Below are 22,162 nucleotides of genomic sequence, written 5' to 3'. Positions count from 1 at the left end.
ATCGACACATCTTGCTAAGTCGCTGTTTTCTTCCGAGGGTTGTGCATGACCATCCATAAATTGATGGTTAAAGATATTCGTAATCTGGAATCTTTAACCATACAGCCCTCTCCTTTTATCAATATCCTCTATGGCCTGAACGGTAGTGGTAAGACCAGTGTGCTTGAGGCTATCTATTTGCTGGGGCTGGCTCGTTCTTTTCGTAGTAACAGGGTAAAGCCGGTTATTCGTCGGGATCAGCCGAAATGTACGGTTTTTGGCCAGGTTCGCCATTCAGGTAGTGCGATGTTGAATATTGGTGTTTCCAGGGCCCTACAAGATGAGAACTTTCAGATACGAGTCTCTGGCGAGAACTTAAGATCGACTTCTGAACTGGCGCAACATCTGCCTTTGCAGTTAATCAACCCTGATACCTTTCAATTACTGGAAGGCTCTCCTAAAGAAAGAAGGCAGTTTTTAGACTGGGGAGTGTTTCACGTGAAACAACGTGATTTTATTCCTCTCTGGAAACGACTGCAGAAGACGCTCAAACAGCGGAACAGTTTGCTTCGCCATGGTAGAATGTCCAGTTCTATTAATCGTTCTGTTCTGGGTCAGATTCGCGCTGAACTCCTTGTCTGGGATGCTGAGCTGGTGAAGGCTTCTGAATCGGTTCATCAGTTAAGACAAGAGTACTTTGAGCAGCTGGCACCCGTCTTTCATGAAGTACTGGGTCAACTAACGAATCTTGAAGGTATCAAGCTTAGTTATTACCGGGGCTGGGATCGGGTACGCTCGTTTGCTGAAGTACTTGCAGAAGGGGTGGAGAGGGATATTCAGTCCGGGTTCTCGCATTCAGGACCTCAACGAGCCGATATTCGGGTAAAAATGGATGGCATAAATGCCATAGATATTCTTTCGCGAGGGCAGTTAAAGCTGGTTGTCTGCGCGTTAAAGTTGGCACAAGGCTTGTTGTTTTATCAAAAGACCGGCAAACAATGCGTTTTTCTGGTGGACGACTTACCATCGGAGCTGGACGCTCCTCACCGGAAAGCGCTGTGTTCAATACTACAAAATATGAAAAGCCAGGTGTTTATCACCTGTGTCGAGCAATCTGCACTGTCTGATTGCTGGCTGCCTGAAGTCAATGTCAAAGTGTTTCACGTGAAACAAGGGCGACTGGAGGCTAATGAACAAATCTATCCTGGGCGTGAGATTCGCCAGGCTGAATCGTTGGAGATAGAGCATGAGTGAACAAAACTACGATGCGTCCAATATTAAGGTGCTGAAAGGCCTGGATGCCGTTCGTAAGCGCCCGGGTATGTATATTGGTGACACGGATGATGGTACAGGTCTGCACCACATGGTGTTTGAAGTCGTTGACAACTCAATTGACGAAGCCCTTGCGGGTTATTGTGACCAGATCACTGTTGTTATTCATCCAGATGAATCCATTACCGTGAAGGATAATGGTCGTGGCATTCCGGTAGACATCCATGAAGAAGAAGGTGTCTCAGCAGCTGAGGTTATCATGACGGTTCTGCACGCTGGTGGTAAGTTTGATGACAACACTTACAAGGTATCCGGCGGTCTGCATGGCGTAGGTGTATCGGTGGTTAATGCCCTGTCAAAAGAGCTGAAAATGACTATTCGTCGTGGTGGGCAGGTTCACCAACAGGTGTATGTGCACGGTGTTCCACAGGAACCTATGAAGGTCATCGGCGAAACCGAAAACAGTGGTACTGAAATTCATTTTGTCCCATCTGAAGAGACTTTCAACAATATTCAGTTCAGCTACGATATTTTGGCCAAGCGACTGCGCGAGCTGTCGTTCCTGAATTCTGGTGTTTACATCAAACTAGTGGATGAGCGTACTGGTAAGGAAGATGACTTCCGCTATGAAGGTGGTCTGAGCGCCTTTGTTGAATACCTGAACACCAACAAAACCAACATCAATAAGGTGTTCCATTTCAATATAAATCGTGAAGACGGTGTCGGCGTTGAAGTGGCTTTGCAGTGGAACGATGGGTTTCAGGAAAGTATCTACTGCTTCACCAATAACATTCCCCAGCGCGATGGCGGTACTCACCTGGCCGGTTTTCGTGCCGCTCTGACTCGAAGCTTGAATGGCTACATTGAGCGGGAAGGCTTTACCAGGAAACAGAAAGTGTCGACTTCTGGTGATGATGCCCGTGAAGGTCTGACGGCGATTATTTCTGTCAAAGTGCCCGACCCCAAGTTCTCTTCCCAGACCAAAGACAAGCTGGTGTCATCGGAAGTAAAAACAGCCGTGGAACAGGAAATGAGCAAATACTTTGCTGATTACCTGGTGGAAAACCCTCAGGAATCCAAAGCGGTTGTGAATAAGATGCTGGATGCTGCCCGCGCCCGTGAAGCGGCCCGGAAGGCCCGTGAAATGACTCGCCGGAAAGGCGCACTGGATATTGCCGGATTGCCTGGCAAGCTGGCTGACTGTCAGGAAAAAGATCCGGCGCTGTCAGAACTGTACATTGTGGAGGGTGACTCTGCGGGTGGTTCTGCCAAGCAGGGACGTAACCGCAAGACTCAAGCTATTTTGCCACTAAAAGGTAAGATTCTGAACGTAGAGAAGGCCCGCTTCGACAAGATGCTGTCCTCTGCTGAAGTGGGTACGTTGATCACGGCCATGGGCTGTGGCATCGGCCGTTCAGAATTCAATATTGAAAAGCTGCGTTATCACAACATCATCATCATGACCGATGCGGATGTTGATGGTTCTCATATTCGTACACTGCTGCTGACCTTCTTCTTCCGTCAGATGCCGGAGCTGATTGAAAATGGTTTCGTCTATATCGCTCAGCCACCTCTGTATAAGATCAAGCGTGGTAAGCAGGAGCAGTACCTGAAAGATGAAACAGCGCTCAGTGAATACCTGACCCAGGCGGCACTGGAAAATGCCAGCATGCACGTCAATGAGAATGCGCCGGGTATTGCCGATGAACCGCTGGAAAATCTGGTGAAGGAATATCGCCACGTGATTGCCGGTATTGAGCGACTCTCTCGCCTGTACCCAATGGATATCATGAAGGAGATGATCTATATGCCTGAGGTGGAAGAAGCCAACCTCGGTGATCAAGCCTTTATGAAAGAGTGGACAGACAAGCTGAATGAACGTGTTCAGCAAATTGATCTGGCTGGCCGCACTATTACTTTCAAATGCATAGAGGATCGTGAGCATCACGCCTGGTTGCCGAAAGTGACCATTCTGGCCCACGGTATTCCATCAGATTACACCTGGAGAAATGATTTCTTCACCTCGGGCGATTACCGTGGAATCGTCAAGCTGGGTAAGCAGTTGCAGGGGTTGTTGGAAGAAACAGCGTTCTTCCAGAAAGGTGAACGTAAAAAGGAAACAACTTCATTTGAAGAAGGTCTCGAATGGTTGATGGCTGAATCGACCAAACGGGTTGGTATCCAGCGTTATAAAGGTTTGGGTGAGATGAATCCGGATCAGCTCTGGGAAACCACCATGGATCCAGATGTACGCCGGATGCTGCGAGTGACCATTGAAGATGCGATTGCTGCTGATCAGATCTTTAATACCCTGATGGGTGATCAGGTTGAGCCTCGTCGAGACTTCATTGAAACCAACGCACTGCGTGTGGCAAACCTTGACGTGTAATGAAAGGAGTCGCTATGTACCAGTCACTTATTCGACAAGAACTTGAAGAAGCACAACAAGTGCTGGATCGTTTCCTGAACGATGAGAGCTGTATCAATGCTATTAATGATGCCGCCAGACTGATTACTGAGTCATTTAAAAATCGTGGCAAGGTTATTTCCTGTGGCAACGGTGGCTCTCATTGTGATGCCATGCATTTTGCAGAAGAGTTAACTGGCCGTTATCGGGATAACCGTCCAGCCTATCCAGCCATTGCTATTTCAGATGTCAGTCACCTATCCTGCGTTTCCAATGATTATGGCTATGACCATGTCTTTTCCCGTTACATTGAAGGGGTTGGATTTGAGGGGGATGTCCTGTTGGGAATCAGCACCAGTGGGAACTCCGGAAACATCATCTCAGCCATTGAAGCGGCAAGAAAGAAAGGCATGAAGGTTGTTTTATTAAGTGGCAAGGATGGCGGCAAAATGGCTGGAATCGCCGATGTAGAAATACGGGTTCCGCATTTTGGTTATGCAGATCGTATTCAGGAAGTACATATCAAAGCGATCCACATTATGATTCAACTCATTGAAAAGCTGATGGCGGAATAATGGTTGGCTGTTGGCTGTTGGCTGTTGGCTATTGGCTATTGGCTATTGGTTGATGGCTGTATGGACAGCTAAAAGCTAAAAGCCAACAGCCAATAGCCAAAAGCTAAAAGCCAAAAATAGATAAACAAAAAATGCCCTAACCCCGAAGGACTGAGGGCATTTTTTGGGAGTTCAGCGGTTGTTCATTTCTTCAAGCGCCTTTTCAATCCACTGCCTGGACTCCTCATTCAACTGAGCTGGCGTCTTTTCTTCAATACTGATTTCCTTACCAATATGCACCGTGATTGTGCCAGGACGTTTTATCCATGAGCTATTAGGCCAGCAGCTGCCGGCATTGTGGGCGACAGGTAAGATATTCCTTTCTGCTTTGCGGGCAAGATTAATGCCTCCCCGGGAAAATTTTCCAAGATCACCGTTAGGAATCCGGGTTCCTTCGGGAAAAATCAACACCCAGACATTCTGCTTCAAAGCCTGTTTCCCCTGCTCTACGATCTGTTGCAGAGAGCGCCTCGGATCGTCACGATCAATAGCAATGGGCTTAGTCAGTCGAAAAGCCCAGCCAAAAAAGGGAATATTCAACAGTGACTTTTTAATCACCTGGGTTTGAGGGGTAAACAATGTCTGCAGAAAGAACGTTTCCCAGGAACTCTGATGGTTACTGACAATGACACAGGGAGTGTCCGGAATATTCTCCTTTCCCTTAATTTCCCATTTTACCCCGGCAATCCAGCGAGCCAGGTTGATGGTGACATGGGCCCAGATTTTTACCAGGGTATGTCTTTTTCTGAAGGGAGCCAGCGGCAACCCTATCAACATGAATGACGACCAGCAGACTGTCCATACAGTCAAAGCCAGGTAGAGTAGAATGGTTCTTAAACTATATACGACAACGGACATTTAAAACCTTTTTCGATGTTGTCATGATTTATGGCTCTTGGCTCTTGGCTCTTGGCTCTTGGCTCTTGGCTCTTGGCTTAAGAAGGCGGCTGGCGGTCAGAAATGCCCCAGCAAATGATCCGCAAAGTCAGCCAGTGATTCAAACACCGGAACACCTTCCAACCCCTCGCCCTTTGCCAGAGTCCTTTCACCTTTCCCTGTTCTTACCAGTGCAGGCTGGCAGTGTTTACGTCTCGCGCATTGCAGGTCTTTTAATGAGTCGCCAACAAGCCAGGCACCACTGGCGGACATATTAAGGTGTTGTTCAATCTGGTCAACCAGACCGGTTTCCGGCTTTCTGCACTGGCAACCTTCGTCAGGTCCATGGGGACAGTATCTGACGCAATCTATATGACCGCCCTGCTCCTGAACCAGCTGGTTCATTCTGGTGTGCATGGCTTCCAGTTCAGAGAGTGGGTAATACCCCCTGGCAATACCTGACTGGTTGGTTGCAACAGCAAGGGTATAACCTGCTTTACTTAACCTGGCGATGGCTTCAATACTGCCGGGAACTGGAATCCATTCATCCACGGAGCGAATGTAGTTATCGGAGTCTTCGTTAACCACTCCGTCACGATCAAGAATAATTAGTGTGTTCATAGACCGATATAATACCTAAAAAAAGAGCGGCTTTTGCCGCTCTTTTATTGCTGTTTATCAGGATTTCTGTAACAACGAAATATCAGCAACGTGCAGGAACAGGCTGCGAAGCTGCTTCAACAGCGCATAACGATTCAGGCGAGTGGCTTCGTCTTCTGCATTCACGAGTACCTTGTCGAAGAAGTTATCAACAATGTCCTTCAATGGTGCAAGACTCTCCATTGCCTGACTGTACTGACGCTGTTCAAGGGCAGGCTGAACTTCTACTTTCTTGTCAGCCAGAGCTTTCGCCAGAACCTGTTCAGCTTCTTCGCTCATCAGGCCAGCATCGACAGAATCCGGAATCAGCAGATCACCGGCTTTGGCCATGATGTTGGAAACCCGCTTGTTGGCAGCTGACAGTGCATCGGCTTCAGCCAGCTGGCTGAAAGCATGAACGGCTTTAATTCGCTGGTTAAAATCGAACGGCTGGGAAGGCTTCAGAGCCATGACTGACAGGAACACCTCGGCAGGAATATTCTCATCCTGATACCAGGCACGGAAACGCTCCAGCATAAATTCCAGAATCGTTTCTGTCAGGCCTTCACTGGCCGGCAGTTCAACGCCCTGTGCCTTGTAACCTTCAATAGCATGATTAATCAGGTCCCGCAGGTCCAGATCCAGCTTTTTCTCAACGATGATACGCAGAACACCCAGAGTCGCACGACGCAGCGCAAATGGGTCTTTGCTGCCAGAGGGTGGCTGTTTGATACCGAAGATACCGGTCAGGGTGTCAATTTTGTCGGCAATGGCAACAGCGCTTCCCGTAAGATTGGACGGCAGTTTATCACCCGCAAAGCGTGGCATATACTGTTCGTTCAGAGCAACGCACACCTCTTCTGCCTCACCGTCAAAGGCACCGTAGTATTGACCCATGATGCCTTGCAGTTCCGGGAACTCCAGAACCATTTCAGAGTTCAGGTCTGACTTGCACAGTTCACCGGCACGTTTAGCCAGCTCAGGCTGTCCACCTTCCTGTTCAGCGATAAAAGCGGCCAGACGGGCGATACGATCCGTCTTGTCATAAACAGAACCTAACTGCTGCTGGAATACAACAGGCTTCAGATTCTCACGGCGGGCTTCCAGTGTGGTCTTCTTGTCGGTATCGAAGAAGAACCTGGCGTCAGCCAGACGTGGGCGGATAACTTTTTCGTTACCTTCCACCACCTGAGTCGGGTCAAGGCTTTCAATATTGGACACAGTGATGAAGTAAGGCATCAGCAGGCCTTCCGCATCCACCATATGAAAGTATTTCTGATGCGCTTTCATGGAAGAGATCAGAGCTTCTGCCGGTACTTCCAGAAACGCTTTATCGAACTGGCCGGACAGAGGCACAGGCCATTCGTTCAATGCCGCCACTTCGTCCAGCAGGTCTTCATCAATCACCGCGGTACCGCCAGCGGCAGCAGCCACTTCGTTCACTTTGGTTTTAATGGTTCTGCGGCGAGCTGCAAAGTCGGCAACGACCTTACCTTCTTCCAGCAGCAGCTTCTGGTAATCTGCCGCTGCGTTAATGGTCAGCGCTTTGTTGGCATGGAAGCGGTGGCCTTTGGTGGTATTGCCGCTTTTCAGTCCAAGGATTTCGCAATCGACGACTTCAGAATCCATCAGCATCACCAGCCAGTGAACCGGACGAACAAATTCAGCCCGGCTGGCACCCCAGCGCATACGCTTGGGAATCGGCAGAGCCGCCAGTGATTTGGAGACGATTTCAGGTAGCAGTTCTTTGGTTTGCAGTCCCGGCTGAATGGCGCGGAAAACCAGCCAGGCGCCTTTCGGGGTTTCCTGTTGCTCCAGCTGCTCAACGGTGACACCGTTAGAGCGGGCAAAACCTTCAGCGGCACGGGTTGGGTTACCCTCAGCATCAAAGGCAGCCTTAACCGCAGGACCACGTCGTTCCAGTTTCTGGTCAGGCTGGGCGGTTTCCAGACCTTTTACCAGCAGTGCCAGTCGGCGTGGTGCAGCGAAAGACTCAAAGCCTTCAAAGGAGAGTTGCGCGTCTTTCAGACCATCAATAATGCCGTCAGTGAAGGCAGCAGACAGTTTTTTCAAAGCTTTTGGTGGCAGTTCTTCTGTACCCAGCTCAACCAGGAAATCTTGTTTACTCATTACTTTTTCTCCTGAGCAGAGAGCTGTTGCGCACTTATTTCATTAAGAGCGTCTTCACGAATCTCATCGCTGGCCATTGGGAAGCCCAGCTTATGGCGTGCGTCGAAGTAAGCTTTAGCCACAGCGCGGGCCAGTGTCCGTACTCGCAGGATGTAGCGCTGACGCTCAGTAACCGAAATGGCATGACGGGCATCCAGCAGGTTGAAGGTGTGGGAAGCTTTCAGCACATACTCGTAAGCAGGCAGAGGCAGGTTTAGCTCAACCAGGCGGGCAGACTCACCTTCAAAGAAATTGAACTGGTGGAACAGTTCCTGAGTGTCGGCATGCTCGAAGTTGAAAGTGGACATTTCCACTTCCTGCTGCAGGAACACGTCGCCGTAGGTGACAGTACCCTGGGGGCCTTCTGTCCATACCAGGTCGTAAACGTTGTCCACGCCCTGAATATACATGGCCAGACGTTCCAGACCGTAAGTGATCTCACCGGTGACCGGGAAGCATTCAATGCCACCGACCTGCTGGAAGTAAGTGAACTGAGTCACTTCCATACCGTTCATCCAGACTTCCCAGCCCAGACCCCAGGCACCCAGGGTCGGGGATTCCCAGTTGTCTTCTACAAAACGAATATCGTGTACCAGAGGGTCAATGCCCATCTCGCGCAGGGAGTCCAGGTACAGGTCCTGAATATTCGCCGGGGAAGGCTTCATCACTACCTGAAACTGGTAGTAGTGCTGCAGACGGTTGGGGTTCTCACCATAGCGGCCATCGGTTGGACGGCGGCTTGGCTGCACATAGGCAGAGTTCCAGTTTTCAGGACCAATGGCACGCAGGAAGGTGGCAGGGTGAAAAGTGCCAGCTCCTACTTCCATATCCAGTGGTTGCATGATCACGCAACCCTGTTTGGCCCAGAATTGCTGCAGGGCAAGAATGAGGCCCTGGAATGTTTTGATGTCAGGCGTGCTTTGAGCAGTCACTTTATTACCTCATGGAGGCTCGAATTCGGTTAGCCGGAAAATGGGGAAGAATTATCGTAAACAGTGGCGGATTATAACGTTTTACGGCGGATAGTATAAGGTTGTGGATAAGATGTTAATTGATGTGGATAAAAGAGTTGTAGGGACTACTTGTCTGCGGGGGAGTGAGTTAACCAATAACTCGCTTTTCCCAGTTGCTTTTGGTTTTCAGCATATTCTTCTGAAGATCCTGAAGAATGATGTCCGGGAATCTATAGAAGCCATCAAATTTGCCTCTGTTTCTCTCATGACCATTTTTCCGGGTTGATAAATAGTGAAAGGCTTCCTGTTTTGAATTAAACATTTTCAATCCAGCTTTGGATGGGTTAGTGAAGAAATCTGTTTCGAAATGAAAATTATGTGGGTCATAAACAACGAAACGGTGACTCCCGCTTCCTATTTTTACTCTGTAAATCGCATAAGCGTAGAGATCCTGGGCGACAATCACAGAAGATGCTTTATCAAAATCATGGTTTTCTATTTCGTTTCGGGTCAGGACTTTTGAATCACAACGGTTATAGTTATGCCCAAATCCTCGTGCTGTTGGTGAACCCTGCTCTGTACCAATCAGGACATAGCCTTCATAGGCTTCCCTGAAAGGTGGTTTCTTATAGCGGTCGGTGTCTCCCAACAGGATTTGCAGAAGAGTCGGGTCAAAACTGTAGCGTTTCCTGAGCAATTCGTTTCTGATACGTTGCTGAGCTGCAGCAGGCATTTCATCGATTTTGTCTTCAATTACTGCAACCAGAACCGGAAATGGAACTTTAATACCAGTTGCCATAAAAATAGCTACCTGAAGCGAATTAAAACCACAAGTCCATTCCGCTATATTGCCAAGATTGCCTGCGTGCAAATGCTGGTAAGGCTTATGATTGCCAACCACCTTACTCTTTAAGTAGGCTAAGGCTCTCTCCGCCCCTTTGATTGAGTACCCGGGAAAACCGCCTCCTCCTGCATCTTCGCCATCGAACGAGCCAGCTCTTACCAGTTTTAGCTGGTTGGTGCTCATGTCTTTAACAACAAGAATTTCATCGCCCGGAACGTAGTCCCGACTGGATTTAGGTTGCAGCTGTACCTTGAATTTTTTGAGGACCTGGTGATTGCTGTTTGAATACGCAATACGCTCAAAGGTTGTAGGCTCTGAAGATTGAAAAGCGATATGAGAGTTCTCCAACCAGTCAGCATCTGCACTTCTGAAACCAAAGTAGGCCTGTTTCAGTAAACGGTGTGATGATGTTGAGGATGGGGTTTCCAGCAAATTCGACTCTCCCGCTGAGATAAAGCGAACTCTGTCAACATCAGACTGATCCAGTTTAAAACCACCCGAAGCTCCTGAGCCTGTTGGTACTGGTGCACCATGCCTTCGTCTTTCCCTCTCAAGCATAAACTCACCGGGTCGGGCTGCTGCGGCTGCACCTGCACCTGGATTAGAGGGGGGGGCTGGCCGGCTCACCATTGAACCAAGAGGAATCATAAACTGCCTGTAATCAACAACAGGCATTGAAGCACCGGTTTCGCTTAAAGCCTCTTTGCTGATCCTTAACTGTTCTTCTGCGGTAGCAGTTTTATTGAATAGGTCTTGTTTTTTAGTGCCTTTGTACTGGTTTTCAATCTGCTCCAGTTTTCTTATCAGTCTGGTTTTTATCTCATTGTACTTTTGTGGATTCGCCCTTAAACGTTCATCGGGCGGCACCACACTGATAAGCGTTCCTTTATCGTTATAGGAAATAGAAAAACCGAGGTTAGCCGGAATACCGGCAGGGTCGCCTCCCAGCCTTTTTAATGCGGGGATGTGATTGACCAGGCTGGCCTGAGCCTGCAGGACAGTGGTTTTACGTAACTGCTGTATATAGTTTGCTTTGGCTACAGCCCTCGCGTTAACGGTGGGAGAGGCGGCGACAGGTCTTATATTCCTCGCCCTCAGAGGCGTGTGTTTCCCGGCTTCCCCCCCCGCAGCTGATAACCCTGAGGGTTCAGCTGTTTTTCTTACCCTTTCGTCAGTGTGTCCGCCGGGTGGAAGGTGATCAGTATCTGATGAATAAGGTGGACGGGTGAATGGCGGTTCGGAGGCAATGGGCATTTGATAAACCGCTTAGTTAATACGTATGATTTTTATCGGTTCGGCGAATCATAAACTTAATAACGCCAGAAGACCGGGGTAAAAAGTACCAGTAGGGTAAATATTTCCAGCCGTCCCAGCAGCATGGCAAAGGTCAGAATCCATTTAGCCACATCGGGCAGACTTTCATAGTTGCCAGCTGCTTCGCCAAGCGCCGGACCCAGGTTGTTCATGCAGGAAGCCACTGTAGAAAAGGCGGTCACAATATCCAGCCCCGTTGCCATCAACAGCAGAAACATGACAACCAGCAGAAAGACATAAGTTGCAAAGAACCCCCAGACTGCCTCACCTGTTCGGCTATGTACTGGCTGTCCGCCCAGTTTGATCGTAATAATTGCGTTAGGATGAACCAGACGATGCAACTCCCGAATGCCCTGTTTGAAGATGAGCATGATGCGCACCACTTTCATGCCGCCCGCTGTTGAACCGGAACACCCCCCGACAAAACTGTTAATAAACAGCAACAGTGGCAGAAAGGTGGGCCAGATTGAGAAACCGCTGCTTGAATAACCGGTTGTTGTGGCAATTGACACCACTTCAAAGACACCGTACTCAACCGCTTTCCAGAGACTATAAGTATCCGACAGATACAGGGTCAGCACCGTAATCAGGGCAACGGTTAAGAGGATTAGTACATACCCTTTGGTTTCCGAGTCCCCTGGATAATGGGAGAGGGTTTTGTTGCGCCAGGCAAAGAAATGCAGGGCAAAGTTAATACCCGCAACAAACATGAAAAAAGTCGTCATTCCATTAATCAGGGGGGACTGGAAATAACCAATGCTGGCATCGTGGGTTGAGAAGCCACCGATGGCAACGGTTGAGAAGCTGTGGCTGATGGCATCGAACCAGTCCATGCCTGCCAGCTTATAGCCAATGGCGCAGGTGACGGTTAAGGCTACATAAAGCTTCCAGAGTGCTTTGGCGGTTTCCTTGATACGAGGTGTCAGCTTGGTGTCTTTTACTGGCCCGGGGGTTTCCGTGCGATACAGCTGCATGCCGCCAATGCCCAGCATTGGCATGATGGCGACGGCAAGAACGATGATTCCCATCCCGCCAAACCACTGGAGCTGCTGGCGATAAAACAGGATCGAACGTGGCATGTGGTCGAGCCCGGTGAGAATGGTCGCTCCGGTGGTGGTCAGCCCTGACATGGATTCAAAGATCGCGTCAGTCACTGACAATGAAGGCACTTTCATCATCAGAAAAGGCAAAGAGCCAACCAGCCCGAGAACCAGCCAGAACAGCACCGTAATGACAAAACCGTCCCGGATTCTCATATTGCCCTGTATCTTCCGGTAGGGAAGCCACATGGACAGCCCGCCCAGTAACGTCAGCAAGAACGTGCAGATAAAGAGTGAAACCTCGGCCTCGCCATAGATTAACGCGACCATCATGGGCGGGATATTCGACAGACTGAATACCATCAATAGGAAGCCCAGAACGGGCAGAACCACTGTAAATTGCATACAACCCCTGTTTTTGTTTTTCTTGCTGCCATGCAAAGGCCTGAGTGGAGTCAGCGCTCCTTTTTTATCAGGCCCGGGGCATTGAACGTTTCAATGCCCCGGTATTGTGTTAAAAGTCAGAAAAATCCCAGACCCACCTGAAAAAGTCGCTCCACTTCGTGGATGCGTTTTTTATTGGTCAGGAACAGAATAATATGATCGCCGGACTCAATACGAGTTGTGTCGTGTGCAATCAACACCTCATCGTTACGGACAATAGCGCCAATGGTAGTGCCCGGTGGCAACTCCACCTCCTGAACCGTGCGCCCTACCACTTTCGATGAATTCTCATCGCCATGGGCAATGGCTTCCATAGCCTCTGCCGCGCCACGACGCAGAGAGTGTACGTTGACCACGTCGCCCTTGCGGACATGCTTCAGCAGGCTGCCTATTGTCGCCAGCTGTGGTGATATCGCAATATCAATTTCACCCCCCTGTACCAGGTCAACGTAGGCAGGGTTGTTGATCAGTGCCATCACCTTGCGGGCACCGAGCCTTTTGGCAAGCATGGCCGCCATAACGTTGGCTTCGTCATCGTTGGTCAGAGCGCAGAACACATCCGTTTCTTCAATATTTTCTGCGATCAGTAACTCTTTATCGGAAGCATTGCCGTTGAAAACCATGGCCTTGGTCAGCGTTTCCGACAGGAACTGGCAGCGTGACATACTGCGCTCAATGATTTTAACCTTGAAATCATTTTCCGCCGATTGCGCCAGCCGCAAACCGATATTGCCGCCCCCGGCAATAATAATACGTTTATAATCGTCATCCAGGCGCTGCATCTCGCTCATCACATCACGAATATGACGACGGTCGGCAATAAAAAAGACTTCGTCGTCTGCTTCCAGAACCGTTGTCCCCTTGGGCATGATCGGCTGACCCCGGCGGAAAATGGCAGCCACACGACTCTCGACGTTTGGCATATGCTCTTTCAGATAACGCAGCTCCTGACCAACCAGCGGACCACCGTAGTATGCTTTCATAGCCACAAGCTGGGCGCGCCCTCCGGCAAAATCCAGAACCTGCAAAGCCCCGGGGCGTTCCAGCAAGCGTCTGATGTAGTTAGTCACCACTTGCTCCGGACTGATCAGGACGTCTACCGGCAGAGCATCGTCACCAAACAGGTTGTCTCTGCTCAGATACGCTGCCTGTCGGATTCGGGCAATTTTGGCAGGTGTATGAAACATGGTGTAGGCAATCTGGCATGAGATCATGTTGACTTCGTCACTGTTGGTGACGGCAACCAGCATATCCGCTTCATCAGCCCCAGCCTGCTTGAGTACTGAGGGGAAAGACGCCATTCCCTGTATGGTACGAATATCAATTCTGTCCTGCAGCTCCCGGAGTCGCTCACCATCGGTGTCGACTACGGTGATATCATTTTCCTCACTGGCAAGGTTTTCAGCGAGGGTTCCACCCACCTGACCTGCCCCAAGAATGATAATCTTCATGACTCAGTATCCTTAACTGCCCTATGCCTGTTTTTTGATCAGGCTATAAAAGAATCCATCCCCACTACCGGGGAAAATCTGTCGTCCAAATCCGGTGTCATAACCCCAGTTGCCTTCAATGGTTTGCAGGCAGGCGTCCGGGTGGCTGCTCAGAAATGCTTCAACCTGTTTGCTGTTTTCAGCAGGCATGACTGAACAGGTAGCGTATAACAGAGTGCCGCCCGGTTTAAGCAATGTCCACATGGTATTGAAAATGCGTTGCTGTAACCGGGCCAGTGCATCAATGTCTTCCGGTTGACGCAGTAACTTGATGTCCGGGTGCCGGCGTATAACCCCGGTTGCTGAACAGGGAGCATCCAGCAGAATATGGTCGTACAGTTGATTGTCCCACCACTGCTCAGGCTGTGTACCATCGCCATGCATCAGGCGGGCGGATAAGCCGATACGGTCAAGGTTCTGCTGAACCCTTGCCAGTCGCTTGTCATCCACATCCAGTGCGTCCAGCTTTATACCCTCGTTTAACTCGAGCAGGTGGCAGGTTTTACCTCCCGGAGCACAGCAGGCGTCGAGAACCTTTTCGCCAGATTTCGTATCAATCAAGACACCAGCCAGTTGCGCAGATTCATCCTGAACGCTGACCCAGCCCTCGGCAAAGCCTGGCAGCTCATCCACAGGCACAGGCTTTGCCAGAGTGATGGCCTGGGGGGCTATGGTGGACGGTGAAGCCTGAATGCAATGATCCAGCAGCTTTTTCAGATAGCGATCACGGGACAGGTGTTTCTCATTGACTCGCAGAGTCATGGGGGGCTGGCTGTTGTTCGCCTTGAGAATACCCTGCCAGTGTTCTGGCCAGCCTTTTTTCAGCTTACCGATTAACCATGCCGGATGGGCGGTGGCGCAGATTTCATCGAAATGGTCGCTGTCCTGATCGTCCAGGTCGTTCAGCTCGTCACTATTACGCTGGGCATTACGCAGGACGCCATTAACCAGCCCTCTCGCCCAGGCTTTGCCCATGCTGCGCGTCACCTGAACGGTTTCCCCGATGGCGGCGTGTGCCGGAATGCGGGTGTAGAACAGCTGGTACAACCCCACCAGAATCAGGCTGTGTACCACCTGCTCCTTCTTTTTGAGCGGCTTATCAACCAGCTTGTTCAGCCAGGCACTGAGGCGGAAGTAGTAGCGCAGTGTGCCGTAACAGAGCTCGGCCAGCAGAGCCTGATCTTTTTTTGGCAAGGTTTCCTGCAGATCAGGCAGAACCTGACTCAGGGATTCACCGGATATGACCCTGGTAACGGCAGTGGCCGCGGCCAGCCTTACAGAAGATTTTCTGGCCATTAGCTGAACCGTTTTCCGGTTGTGAACAACTCTTTTTTGCTATTCAGCAGGTCGCTGACAGACATCGCTTTGCTACCGGGAAGTTGTACTTTGGTAACGCGCAGGATACCGCTTTGGCAGACGATATCCAGCCCTTTCTTATCGGCTCTGAGCAGGGTGCCTGGCCCCTTGTCTGACTCGTTAGTGACAGCGTCATCTACGACGCTGGCTTCCCAGATCCGAATCGCCAAACCCTCAAATTCAGCGGTTGCAACAGGCCATGGGTTAAATGCCCGCACCAGGTTGTGCAGTTCTGAAACCGGGCGGCTCCAGTCAATCCTGGCTTCTTCCTTGCTCATCTTGTGGGCATAGCAGGCCTCAGCATCGTCTTGCTTTTCAGCGATCAGAGTGTCTTCGGCAATCCCGTCAAGCGCTGCGACCAAGGCTGGCTGACCCACTTCAATAAGTCGGTCGTGCAGATCTGAAGAGGTATCCGATTCATTGATTGGGCAGTGGGCCTTGATCAGCATGTCACCCGTATCCAGTCCGGCATCCATTTGCATTATCGTGACGCCGGACTCTTTATCACCGGCTGCAATCGCCCGCTGAATAGGGGCTGCACCGCGCCAGCGAGGCAGAATAGAGCCATGCACATTGATGCAGCCGTGTTTTGGGGTATCCAGAACGACCTGGGGCAGTATCAGTCCGTAAGCGACAACGATCATCAGATCGGCGTTCAGGTCTGCCAGTTCCTGCTGTGCGGCTTCATCACGCAGTGTCTTTGGCTGGTAAACCGGAATGTTGTGCTGCTGTGCCAGCTCTTTCACCGGGCCTGGCTTCAGTTTGCGTCCCCGCCCGGCCGGGCGGTCTGGCTGTGTGTAGACAGCAATGACTTCATGATGTGTATCGAGTACAGCTTGCAGATGCGCACTGGCAAACTCCGGCGTACCGGCAAAGACGATTTTCAGGCTTTTCATTTCGATATTCGGGACTTATGAATGGCTCCGCAGTAGCGGAAATATAGGAGATGACCGTGGATGATAAGGAAACCCGTCGACAGTGTAAAATTTCGATGGCCTGAGTCAACTGGAGAGAAGTAAAGGCCGATATAACTACAAATACTCCGTAAGGATATGGGCATGAAAAAACTACCGCTACTGTTTCTTCTGCTTCTGGTTATAAGCCGTATTGAGGCAAATCTGGTCGGCTTCCCTGATGAAGCCGTACAGCTTGGGTATCAGCCAAATAAAAGCATGGCGGTCTGGCACCTCTTTGAAGGCAAGGCAAAGGATATTCGTCAGCTCAGTTTTGATCGCGCTAGCAGTACTCAGCATGACACTGTGTTTTCAGTTAAATCCTCTGGGAAGGACTGGTTTGTGAAAATAGTCTCTGTCGACCTGGAAGATGAAAAGCCAAAACACTTTGAATATGAATGGGAACTGAAAGCACAGCCTGAGAAGTATGCCCTCCTGGAAAAAGTCAATGGAAAAATCGTCTTTGCGGATCGGGCTGCTTTTTTTATTTATGATGGTAGTTTGTATTATGTTGCCAGTTATCCTTTTGTTCCCGGCAAGACGATTGATTCAGTGGTTGAGCAGTATATCAAGGCTGAACGATCCACAGACTCAGTAATGTTTTATAAGGCTCTTTATCGATACGCTCAGGTATCCGCTCTTTTGAATTTTGATCCGGATAACATTCCAAAAAAGGGAGAAGATATTCTTGAACGTCCTGCACAGATCTACCTTGAAGACAGAAATGGCTTTAATGAGCTTTATGATGAAACTCAGGATACTATTTACCTGATTGATTACCCTCTGGACCATGAACTCTATCAGGTTGATATTCCAGTAAAGCACTATATGTATGCAATCATTGAACTGTTCGATGACCCTGTTGGAGAGGAAGTCTGTGGTGTCAATAACACCTGTCTCCCCATAATTATCAACATTTTCATCAGGGGATATTCCGATGCTTTACCGAAGTATGGTTATGATTTTCTGAGTCGTACTATCGGGAACTATATATTGGAGATTGCTGAAAAAGGGTGTAATGACGAGCTTGAGGAGCTCAACATTAGCATTGATGATGAAGATAAAGACCCTGAGGATTTTTGTGAACTTAAGAAACAGCTATTGCAGATAATGCCAGACTTAAACGTTTAGGAATCAATTCCCCTTATCCGCCTGATAAATAATTCGGGTGTCTCTTGTTGTGATTCTCCGACAATTCGGCAGAGTTTCTCCGGTAATCTGCTAAATTCACCTTTCTTTCTGGCTTGCCCGGTTTCATGCCGTTGTCTTTTCTGATTGCAACCAGCAAGAACCACAGGTATAGACGATAATAATACCAGAACCGCTATAGACGCCTGAAAATCTGGTGTTTGCTTAACACAGGTTTTTCGAGCCATGTTATGGAGTATTGATCATGCCAAAAATAACCTGTGCGGTATGTAAGAAAGTTTGTTAGTCGCCCCACCATTTCACCGAACACATGCGAAGTCATACCGGTGCAAAACCTCTTCAGTGTCCGTTTTGTTTTAAAGCTTTTGCAAGTGAGAGAAATTTTATAAGACATAAGCGAATCCATACCGGTGAAAAACCTTATGAGTGCGAAATTTGTAATAAACGCTTTTCTGACAAAAGTAACTTTAATCGCCATAAACAAAGTCATACCGGTAATAAACCTTTTCGCTGCCCGAATTGTGATAAAAGCTACACTTCAGCCATCAACCTCACGGCACACAGAAAAAAACACCATTCAAATCAAGGAACCAGTGCTGTTACCACAGTCCATTCTCAGGTAGAGCCAACGGGTATAGTGATGACAACAACCCAGACCATCGCCTCCTTGAGCAGTGTTACGGCCATAAGCAACATAGTGTCTTCTCACGGAACGGCCTGTTCCGTGAATCGGTATGCGCCTGCCGCCACTTTCTCAACTGTTTTTCAGGAGGGAGAACAAACAGTTAAATAAAAATGCAACAATCGCAACATAACTTGTTATACTGACAACAACATAGATAGCCAGAGGCGTTTATTTTGTGGGTATCCACAACCAAACTTGCCAAGATTGAGGGCGTAACAACCCAGACAATAAGGCGAAAGATCGAAAGCGGTCATTACGAGAAAATAATGCAAACGAGCGGGGGGCACTACCGCATATTCATCAACCAGCAGAGGAAGATATGCTATGCAAGGGTTAGCTCAGGGAAGCAAAAATCTTCCATTGCTACGCAAAGGCGACGCTTGCTCGAAAGGTATCCTGACGCAGAATTTATCAGTGACATTGCCAGTGCTTTCAACTTTAAACGAAAAGGACTGCAAACCATTCTGGAATCAGCGATGTGCGACCATCCAACCCACATTGTGGTTACCACAAAAGACAGGCTCGCACGATCAGGATTCGAACTTATCAAGTGGCTCGTTGAATTATCAGGAGGACAAATCGAAGTTTTGGATGACTCGAATGGTTCCGGTGAAGCCTTTGATACCCATGAGCTTATCGGTTTCATTACCTCGTTCTGCAACAGCCACTACGGACAGCGTTCCGCTAAAAGGCGCAAAGATCGTAGCATCAAAAAGGATCAGAATTTACCCGGAGAATGAACCGGCCTACAGGGATGCACTTGCTCTTTACAGGCGTTCTTACAACCTGGCTGTAGAGCGGTTCCGCAATGACAAATACAAGGACGAAAATGGTAAATTTATTAATATGCGCCCGTCGATAAAGGCTCAGGTGGAGAAGGAGCAAAAAGACAATGGACGGGCTTATAACTCTATTATTTCAGATAATGGAACACTAGCGGCAGCGACAACATTCAAGTCTGTTTGCAGTAAAAACAAAAAACTCAAAGGGGCAAGTGAAGGTTTCTCAGAAATAAGTTTTAAGAGCCGTAAAGGAAGCAGGCACTCATTCTCTATTGATAGACTGCCAAAGGGATTGAACCCTTGCGTTAATGCGTTGGGCAGAATCCATCTAACGGAAGAAGTGCCTGCCGAAGCCATTGGTAAATCATGCGTTATTACCTGTGACAAAGGGCGCTGGTTCATTCAGGTTCAACAACACATAGAACTCAATGCCGATATCCAAGGCGCAGTGAAGTGTGTTGGGATAGACCCCGGAGTGCGAACTTTTGCTACCTGTTTCAGCGATAAAGAGGCTTTAATTGCAGGAAATGACTTTGCCAAAAAAAAGTTGTTCCCGCTTATGAAACGAGTTGACAATCTCATTGGGCAAAAACAAAAGATTCTGAACACCCAAAAAGGCATAAAGTTTCCTGACATGCCTCAGTGGGCGCAGGATCGTATTGTCAACTTTGACAAAGAGATTAACCGCCTCAAGTGCAAGAAAGATGACATTATTCTGGACTTGCATAACCGACTGGCGTTCGAGCTTGTATCCAATTATGACGTTATCTTTCTGCCGTCTTTCGAGACGAGGGGTATGGTCACACGAAAAGACAAAAAGGTGCGTACCATACGCCGGAATACCTGCCGCCAGATGCTAGATCTCAATCATTACGGGTTTAAGGTGCGTTTGAAGTGGTACGCCAGAAAGTACGGAAAGCACGTTGTGGATTGCAATGAAGCGTACACGTCAAAGACCCGCTCATGGGATGGCAGTATTGATGATCGGCTTGGTTCATCAAAAGTTATAAAAGGCAATGGTTTCACCGTTGACAGAGACATCAACGGTGCGAGAAACGTCCTTCTTAAAAATCTAACAAGGCAGCTTGAGCCTTAATCATAACAACGAATGTTGCGTTCGTTGCGGTTTTAATCAAGAGTAGTCACGGATATCAGCTATCCGCCGGTGGAGGAATCTATCGATGAGATGTTTCCTGCAATACAGCATGAATCACTTGATAATATTGCTACGGGCAATGAAAGTGAAAATAACGATCTAACTGAAGCCACGGACTGACTCCCGGACTTTTGGCTTGATTAGGATCTTCGCCACCTCCTTACTGTCTACCCGCTTGCCGGAGAGTTTTTCTTACGCCACTGTCAGGCGCTTATGCTTAACCATCTTCTTTCTGATTGCAACCAGCAAGAGCCACAGATATAGACGATAATAATACCGGAACCGCTATAGTCGCCTGAAAATCTGGTGTTTGCGTAGCGCAGGCTTTTCGAGCCTTGTTATAAAAGAGGGGTTGGTCATGCCACAAGTTATCTGTGATGTATGTAAAAATGCTTTTCGGTCAAAGAGTCGTTTAACCGAACATATGCGAACTCATACTGGCGATAAACCTTTTCAGTGTCCGATTTGTCCTAAAGCTTTTTCGACCGAGAGCAATTTTAGAAAGCATAAGCGAATCCATAGCGGCGAGAAACCTTATGAGTGTGAAACTTGTCGTAGATGCTTTGCTGACAGTAGTACCCTGAATCGCCATAGAAAAATTCATATCAGTAATAAACAAGCTTTCCACTGCCAGGATTGTACTAAAATCTACGCTTCAGCCCAAAATCTCAGGAGACACAGAGGCAAAAAACATTCAAATCAAGTAATCAGTACTTTTACCACAGTCCATTCTCAGGTAGAGCCAACGGGTGTAGTGATGACAACAACCCAGACCATCACCTCCTCGAACAGTGCTACGGCCATAAGCAACATAGCGTCTTCTCTCGGAGAGGCCTGTTCCGTGACTCAGTATATGCCTGCCGCCACTTTCAGAACTGTCATTCAGAAGGGAGAACAAACAGCATTCACGGAGATCAGCTATCCGCCGTTGGAGGAATCTATCGCTGAGATGTTTCCAGCAATACAGCATGAGTTACGCGATAATACTGCTACGGGTAACAGAAGTGAAAGCAACGATCCAATTCAAGCCGAAGACTTACTCCCGGACTTTTGGCTTGATTAAGATCGTCGCCACCTCTTCACTGTCTAGCCGTTTGCCGGAGATTTTTTCTTATGCCACTGTCAGGCGCTTATGCTTAACCATCTTCTTTCTGATTGCAACCAGCAAGAGCCTCAGATATAGACGATAATAATACCGGAACCGCTATATTCGCCTGAATATTTGGTGTTTGCTTAGCACAGGTTTTTCGAGCCTTGTTATAAAAGAGGGATTGGTCATGCCAGCAGTTACCTGTGAAGTATGTCTAAAAGTTTTTCGGTCACGCAGTTGTTTCACCGAACATATGCGAACTCATAGTGGCGAAAAACCTTTTCGGTGTCCGATTTGTCCTAAAGCTTTTGCGACCCAGAGCAATTTTAAAAAGCATGAGCGAATCCATACCGGCGAAAAACCTTATAAGTGCCGAGCTTGTAATAAACGCTTTGCTGACAAAAGTAACCTGGATCGCCATATAAAAAGTCATATCGGTAATAAACCTTTCCACTGCCTGGATTGTTATAACAGCTACACTACAGCCCAAAATCTCAGGATACACAGAGGCAAAAACCATTCAAATCAAGGAACCTGTACTGTTACCACAGTCCATTCTCAGCTAGAGCCAACGGGTATAGTGATGACAACAACCCAGACCATCGCCTCCTTGAGCAGTGTTACGACCATAAGCAACATAGCGTCTTCTCACGGAACGGCCTGTTCCGTGAATCGGTATGCGCCTGCCGCTACTTTCACAACTGTCATTCAGGAGGGAGAACAGACAGCATTCACGGAGATCAGCTATCCGCCCTTGGAGGAATCTATCGCTGATATGTTTCCAGCGATACAGCATGAGTTACGCGATAATACTGCTGCGGGTAATAGAAGTGAAAGCAACGATCCAATTCAAGCCGAAGACTTACTCCCGGACTTTTGGCTTGATTAGGATCGTCGCCACCTCTTCACTGTCTAGCCGTTTGCCGGATATTTTTTCTTACGCCACTGTC

18 protein-coding genes are annotated in these 22,162 nt (G+C 48.6%); 9 read left to right on the top strand and 9 right to left on the bottom strand.

Features of this window, described 5'->3' with window-relative positions; genetic code table 11:
- Positions 1–45: 45 nt before the first annotated feature.
- The 3 genes from recF to lpcA are packed head-to-tail and all read left to right on the top strand — an operon-like array spanning position 46 to position 4,233.
- Positions 46–1,233, top strand: a complete 1,188-nt coding sequence (gene recF, locus NX720_RS10855; protein ID WP_262601140.1) for a DNA replication/repair protein RecF — start codon at positions 46–48, stop codon at positions 1,231–1,233.
- Positions 1,226–3,640 carry a DNA topoisomerase (ATP-hydrolyzing) subunit B gene (gene gyrB, locus NX720_RS10850; RefSeq protein WP_262601139.1) on the top strand — a complete coding sequence of 805 codons (2,415 nt, stop codon included), beginning with the start codon at positions 1,226–1,228 and terminating at the stop codon, positions 3,638–3,640. The genes recF and gyrB overlap by 8 nt, the downstream gene beginning before the upstream one ends.
- Positions 3,641–3,654: 14 nt before the next feature.
- A complete protein-coding gene (lpcA, locus tag NX720_RS10845) occupies positions 3,655–4,233 on the top strand; it encodes a D-sedoheptulose 7-phosphate isomerase (protein WP_262601138.1) in 579 nt (192 codons plus the stop codon).
- A 171-nt stretch (positions 4,234–4,404) separates the two neighbouring features.
- Here the strand turns inward: lpcA and NX720_RS10840 are convergent, their stop codons facing one another.
- From NX720_RS10840 to fmt, 9 genes are all read right to left on the bottom strand, one after another.
- Positions 4,405–5,130 carry a lysophospholipid acyltransferase family protein gene (locus NX720_RS10840; protein WP_262601136.1) on the bottom strand — a complete coding sequence of 242 codons (726 nt, stop codon included), beginning with the start codon at positions 5,128–5,130 and terminating at the stop codon, positions 4,405–4,407.
- Positions 5,131–5,226: 96 nt separating this feature from the next.
- Positions 5,227–5,769, bottom strand: coding sequence for a D-glycero-beta-D-manno-heptose 1,7-bisphosphate 7-phosphatase (gene gmhB, locus NX720_RS10835; protein ID WP_262601135.1), 543 nt, complete (start codon positions 5,767–5,769; stop codon positions 5,227–5,229).
- Between the two features lie 57 nt (positions 5,770–5,826).
- On the bottom strand, positions 5,827–7,917 hold the full coding sequence (gene glyS, locus NX720_RS10830) for a glycine--tRNA ligase subunit beta (RefSeq protein WP_262601134.1): 2,091 nt from the start codon (positions 7,915–7,917) through the stop codon (positions 5,827–5,829).
- Positions 7,917–8,888 (bottom strand): glycine--tRNA ligase subunit alpha, encoded by a 972-nt coding sequence (gene glyQ, locus NX720_RS10825; RefSeq protein ID WP_262601133.1) that lies wholly within the window; start codon positions 8,886–8,888, stop codon positions 7,917–7,919. Before glyQ ends, glyS begins: the two co-directional genes overlap by 1 nt.
- 169 nt (positions 8,889–9,057) lie before the next feature.
- Positions 9,058–11,007: a hypothetical protein gene (locus NX720_RS10820; RefSeq protein ID WP_262601132.1), complete on the bottom strand. Its 1,950-nt coding sequence runs from the start codon at positions 11,005–11,007 to the stop codon at positions 9,058–9,060.
- Between the two features lie 56 nt (positions 11,008–11,063).
- Positions 11,064–12,512: a TrkH family potassium uptake protein gene (locus NX720_RS10815; protein ID WP_262601131.1), complete on the bottom strand. Its 1,449-nt coding sequence runs from the start codon at positions 12,510–12,512 to the stop codon at positions 11,064–11,066.
- Between the two features lie 116 nt (positions 12,513–12,628).
- Positions 12,629–14,002, bottom strand: coding sequence for a Trk system potassium transporter TrkA (gene trkA / locus NX720_RS10810; protein WP_262601130.1), 1,374 nt, complete (start codon positions 14,000–14,002; stop codon positions 12,629–12,631).
- A gap of 21 nt (positions 14,003–14,023) precedes the next feature.
- The gene (gene rsmB / locus NX720_RS10805) at positions 14,024–15,337 is read right to left on the bottom strand and encodes a 16S rRNA (cytosine(967)-C(5))-methyltransferase RsmB (RefSeq protein WP_262601129.1); all 1,314 of its coding nucleotides are present in this window, start codon (positions 15,335–15,337) and stop codon (positions 14,024–14,026) included.
- Positions 15,337–16,293, bottom strand: coding sequence for a methionyl-tRNA formyltransferase (gene fmt, locus NX720_RS10800; protein ID WP_262601128.1), 957 nt, complete (start codon positions 16,291–16,293; stop codon positions 15,337–15,339). The genes rsmB and fmt overlap by 1 nt, the downstream gene beginning before the upstream one ends.
- A 162-nt stretch (positions 16,294–16,455) precedes the next feature.
- Between fmt and NX720_RS10795 the strand changes: the two genes are divergently transcribed.
- From NX720_RS10795 to NX720_RS10780, 6 genes are all read left to right on the top strand, one after another.
- Positions 16,456–17,481 carry a hypothetical protein gene (locus NX720_RS10795; RefSeq protein WP_262601127.1) on the top strand — a complete coding sequence of 342 codons (1,026 nt, stop codon included), beginning with the start codon at positions 16,456–16,458 and terminating at the stop codon, positions 17,479–17,481.
- A 328-nt stretch (positions 17,482–17,809) separates the two neighbouring features.
- On the top strand, positions 17,810–18,292 hold the full coding sequence (locus NX720_RS27080) for a C2H2-type zinc finger protein (RefSeq protein ID WP_404831065.1): 483 nt from the start codon (positions 17,810–17,812) through the stop codon (positions 18,290–18,292).
- A gap of 158 nt (positions 18,293–18,450) precedes the next feature.
- On the top strand, positions 18,451–18,924 hold the full coding sequence (locus NX720_RS27075; protein ID WP_404831073.1) for a recombinase family protein: 474 nt from the start codon (positions 18,451–18,453) through the stop codon (positions 18,922–18,924).
- The gene (locus tag NX720_RS10790) at positions 18,812–20,062 is read left to right on the top strand and encodes an RNA-guided endonuclease InsQ/TnpB family protein (RefSeq protein WP_404831064.1); all 1,251 of its coding nucleotides are present in this window, start codon (positions 18,812–18,814) and stop codon (positions 20,060–20,062) included. The genes NX720_RS27075 and NX720_RS10790 overlap by 113 nt, the downstream gene beginning before the upstream one ends.
- A gap of 418 nt (positions 20,063–20,480) precedes the next feature.
- Positions 20,481–21,185, top strand: a complete 705-nt coding sequence (locus tag NX720_RS10785) for a C2H2-type zinc finger protein (RefSeq protein WP_262601125.1) — start codon at positions 20,481–20,483, stop codon at positions 21,183–21,185.
- Between the two features lie 214 nt (positions 21,186–21,399).
- Positions 21,400–22,101 carry a C2H2-type zinc finger protein gene (locus tag NX720_RS10780; protein ID WP_262601124.1) on the top strand — a complete coding sequence of 234 codons (702 nt, stop codon included), beginning with the start codon at positions 21,400–21,402 and terminating at the stop codon, positions 22,099–22,101.
- Positions 22,102–22,162 lie beyond the last annotated feature (61 nt).

It is taken from the genome of Endozoicomonas euniceicola, assembly GCF_025562755.1.
GTDB classification, from domain to species: domain Bacteria; phylum Pseudomonadota; class Gammaproteobacteria; order Pseudomonadales; family Endozoicomonadaceae; genus Endozoicomonas_A; species Endozoicomonas_A euniceicola.
The sequence above is the reverse complement of the archived record's forward strand: the minus strand, read 5'-3'. Positions and strand labels throughout refer to the sequence as shown.

Excerpts from the sequence above, each read along its gene's own strand:
- NX720_RS10785 (WP_262601125.1), top strand. The coding sequence starts at position 20,481 with ATGCCACAAGTTATCTGTGATGTATGTAAAAATGCTTTTCGGTCAAAG.
- NX720_RS27075 (WP_404831073.1), top strand. The coding sequence starts at position 18,451 with ATGCAAACGAGCGGGGGGCACTACCGCATATTCATCAACCAGCAGAGG.
- lpcA (WP_262601138.1), top strand. The coding sequence starts at position 3,655 with ATGTACCAGTCACTTATTCGACAAGAACTTGAAGAAGCACAACAAGTG.
- NX720_RS10815 (WP_262601131.1), bottom strand. The coding sequence starts at position 12,512 with ATGCAATTTACAGTGGTTCTGCCCGTTCTGGGCTTCCTATTGATGGTA.
- NX720_RS10820 (WP_262601132.1), bottom strand. The coding sequence starts at position 11,007 with ATGCCCATTGCCTCCGAACCGCCATTCACCCGTCCACCTTATTCATCA.
- fmt (WP_262601128.1), bottom strand. The coding sequence starts at position 16,293 with ATGAAAAGCCTGAAAATCGTCTTTGCCGGTACGCCGGAGTTTGCCAGT.
- glyS (WP_262601134.1), bottom strand. The coding sequence starts at position 7,917 with ATGAGTAAACAAGATTTCCTGGTTGAGCTGGGTACAGAAGAACTGCCA.
- rsmB (WP_262601129.1), bottom strand. The coding sequence starts at position 15,337 with ATGGCCAGAAAATCTTCTGTAAGGCTGGCCGCGGCCACTGCCGTTACC.
- NX720_RS10795 (WP_262601127.1), top strand. The coding sequence starts at position 16,456 with ATGAAAAAACTACCGCTACTGTTTCTTCTGCTTCTGGTTATAAGCCGT.
- gyrB (WP_262601139.1), top strand. The coding sequence starts at position 1,226 with ATGAGTGAACAAAACTACGATGCGTCCAATATTAAGGTGCTGAAAGGC.
- gmhB (WP_262601135.1), bottom strand. The coding sequence starts at position 5,769 with ATGAACACACTAATTATTCTTGATCGTGACGGAGTGGTTAACGAAGAC.
- NX720_RS10840 (WP_262601136.1), bottom strand. The coding sequence starts at position 5,130 with ATGTCCGTTGTCGTATATAGTTTAAGAACCATTCTACTCTACCTGGCT.
- NX720_RS27080 (WP_404831065.1), top strand. The coding sequence starts at position 17,810 with ATGCGAAGTCATACCGGTGCAAAACCTCTTCAGTGTCCGTTTTGTTTT.
- recF (WP_262601140.1), top strand. The coding sequence starts at position 46 with ATGACCATCCATAAATTGATGGTTAAAGATATTCGTAATCTGGAATCT.
- trkA (WP_262601130.1), bottom strand. The coding sequence starts at position 14,002 with ATGAAGATTATCATTCTTGGGGCAGGTCAGGTGGGTGGAACCCTCGCT.
- NX720_RS10780 (WP_262601124.1), top strand. The coding sequence starts at position 21,400 with ATGCCAGCAGTTACCTGTGAAGTATGTCTAAAAGTTTTTCGGTCACGC.
- NX720_RS10790 (WP_404831064.1), top strand. The coding sequence starts at position 18,812 with ATGAGCTTATCGGTTTCATTACCTCGTTCTGCAACAGCCACTACGGAC.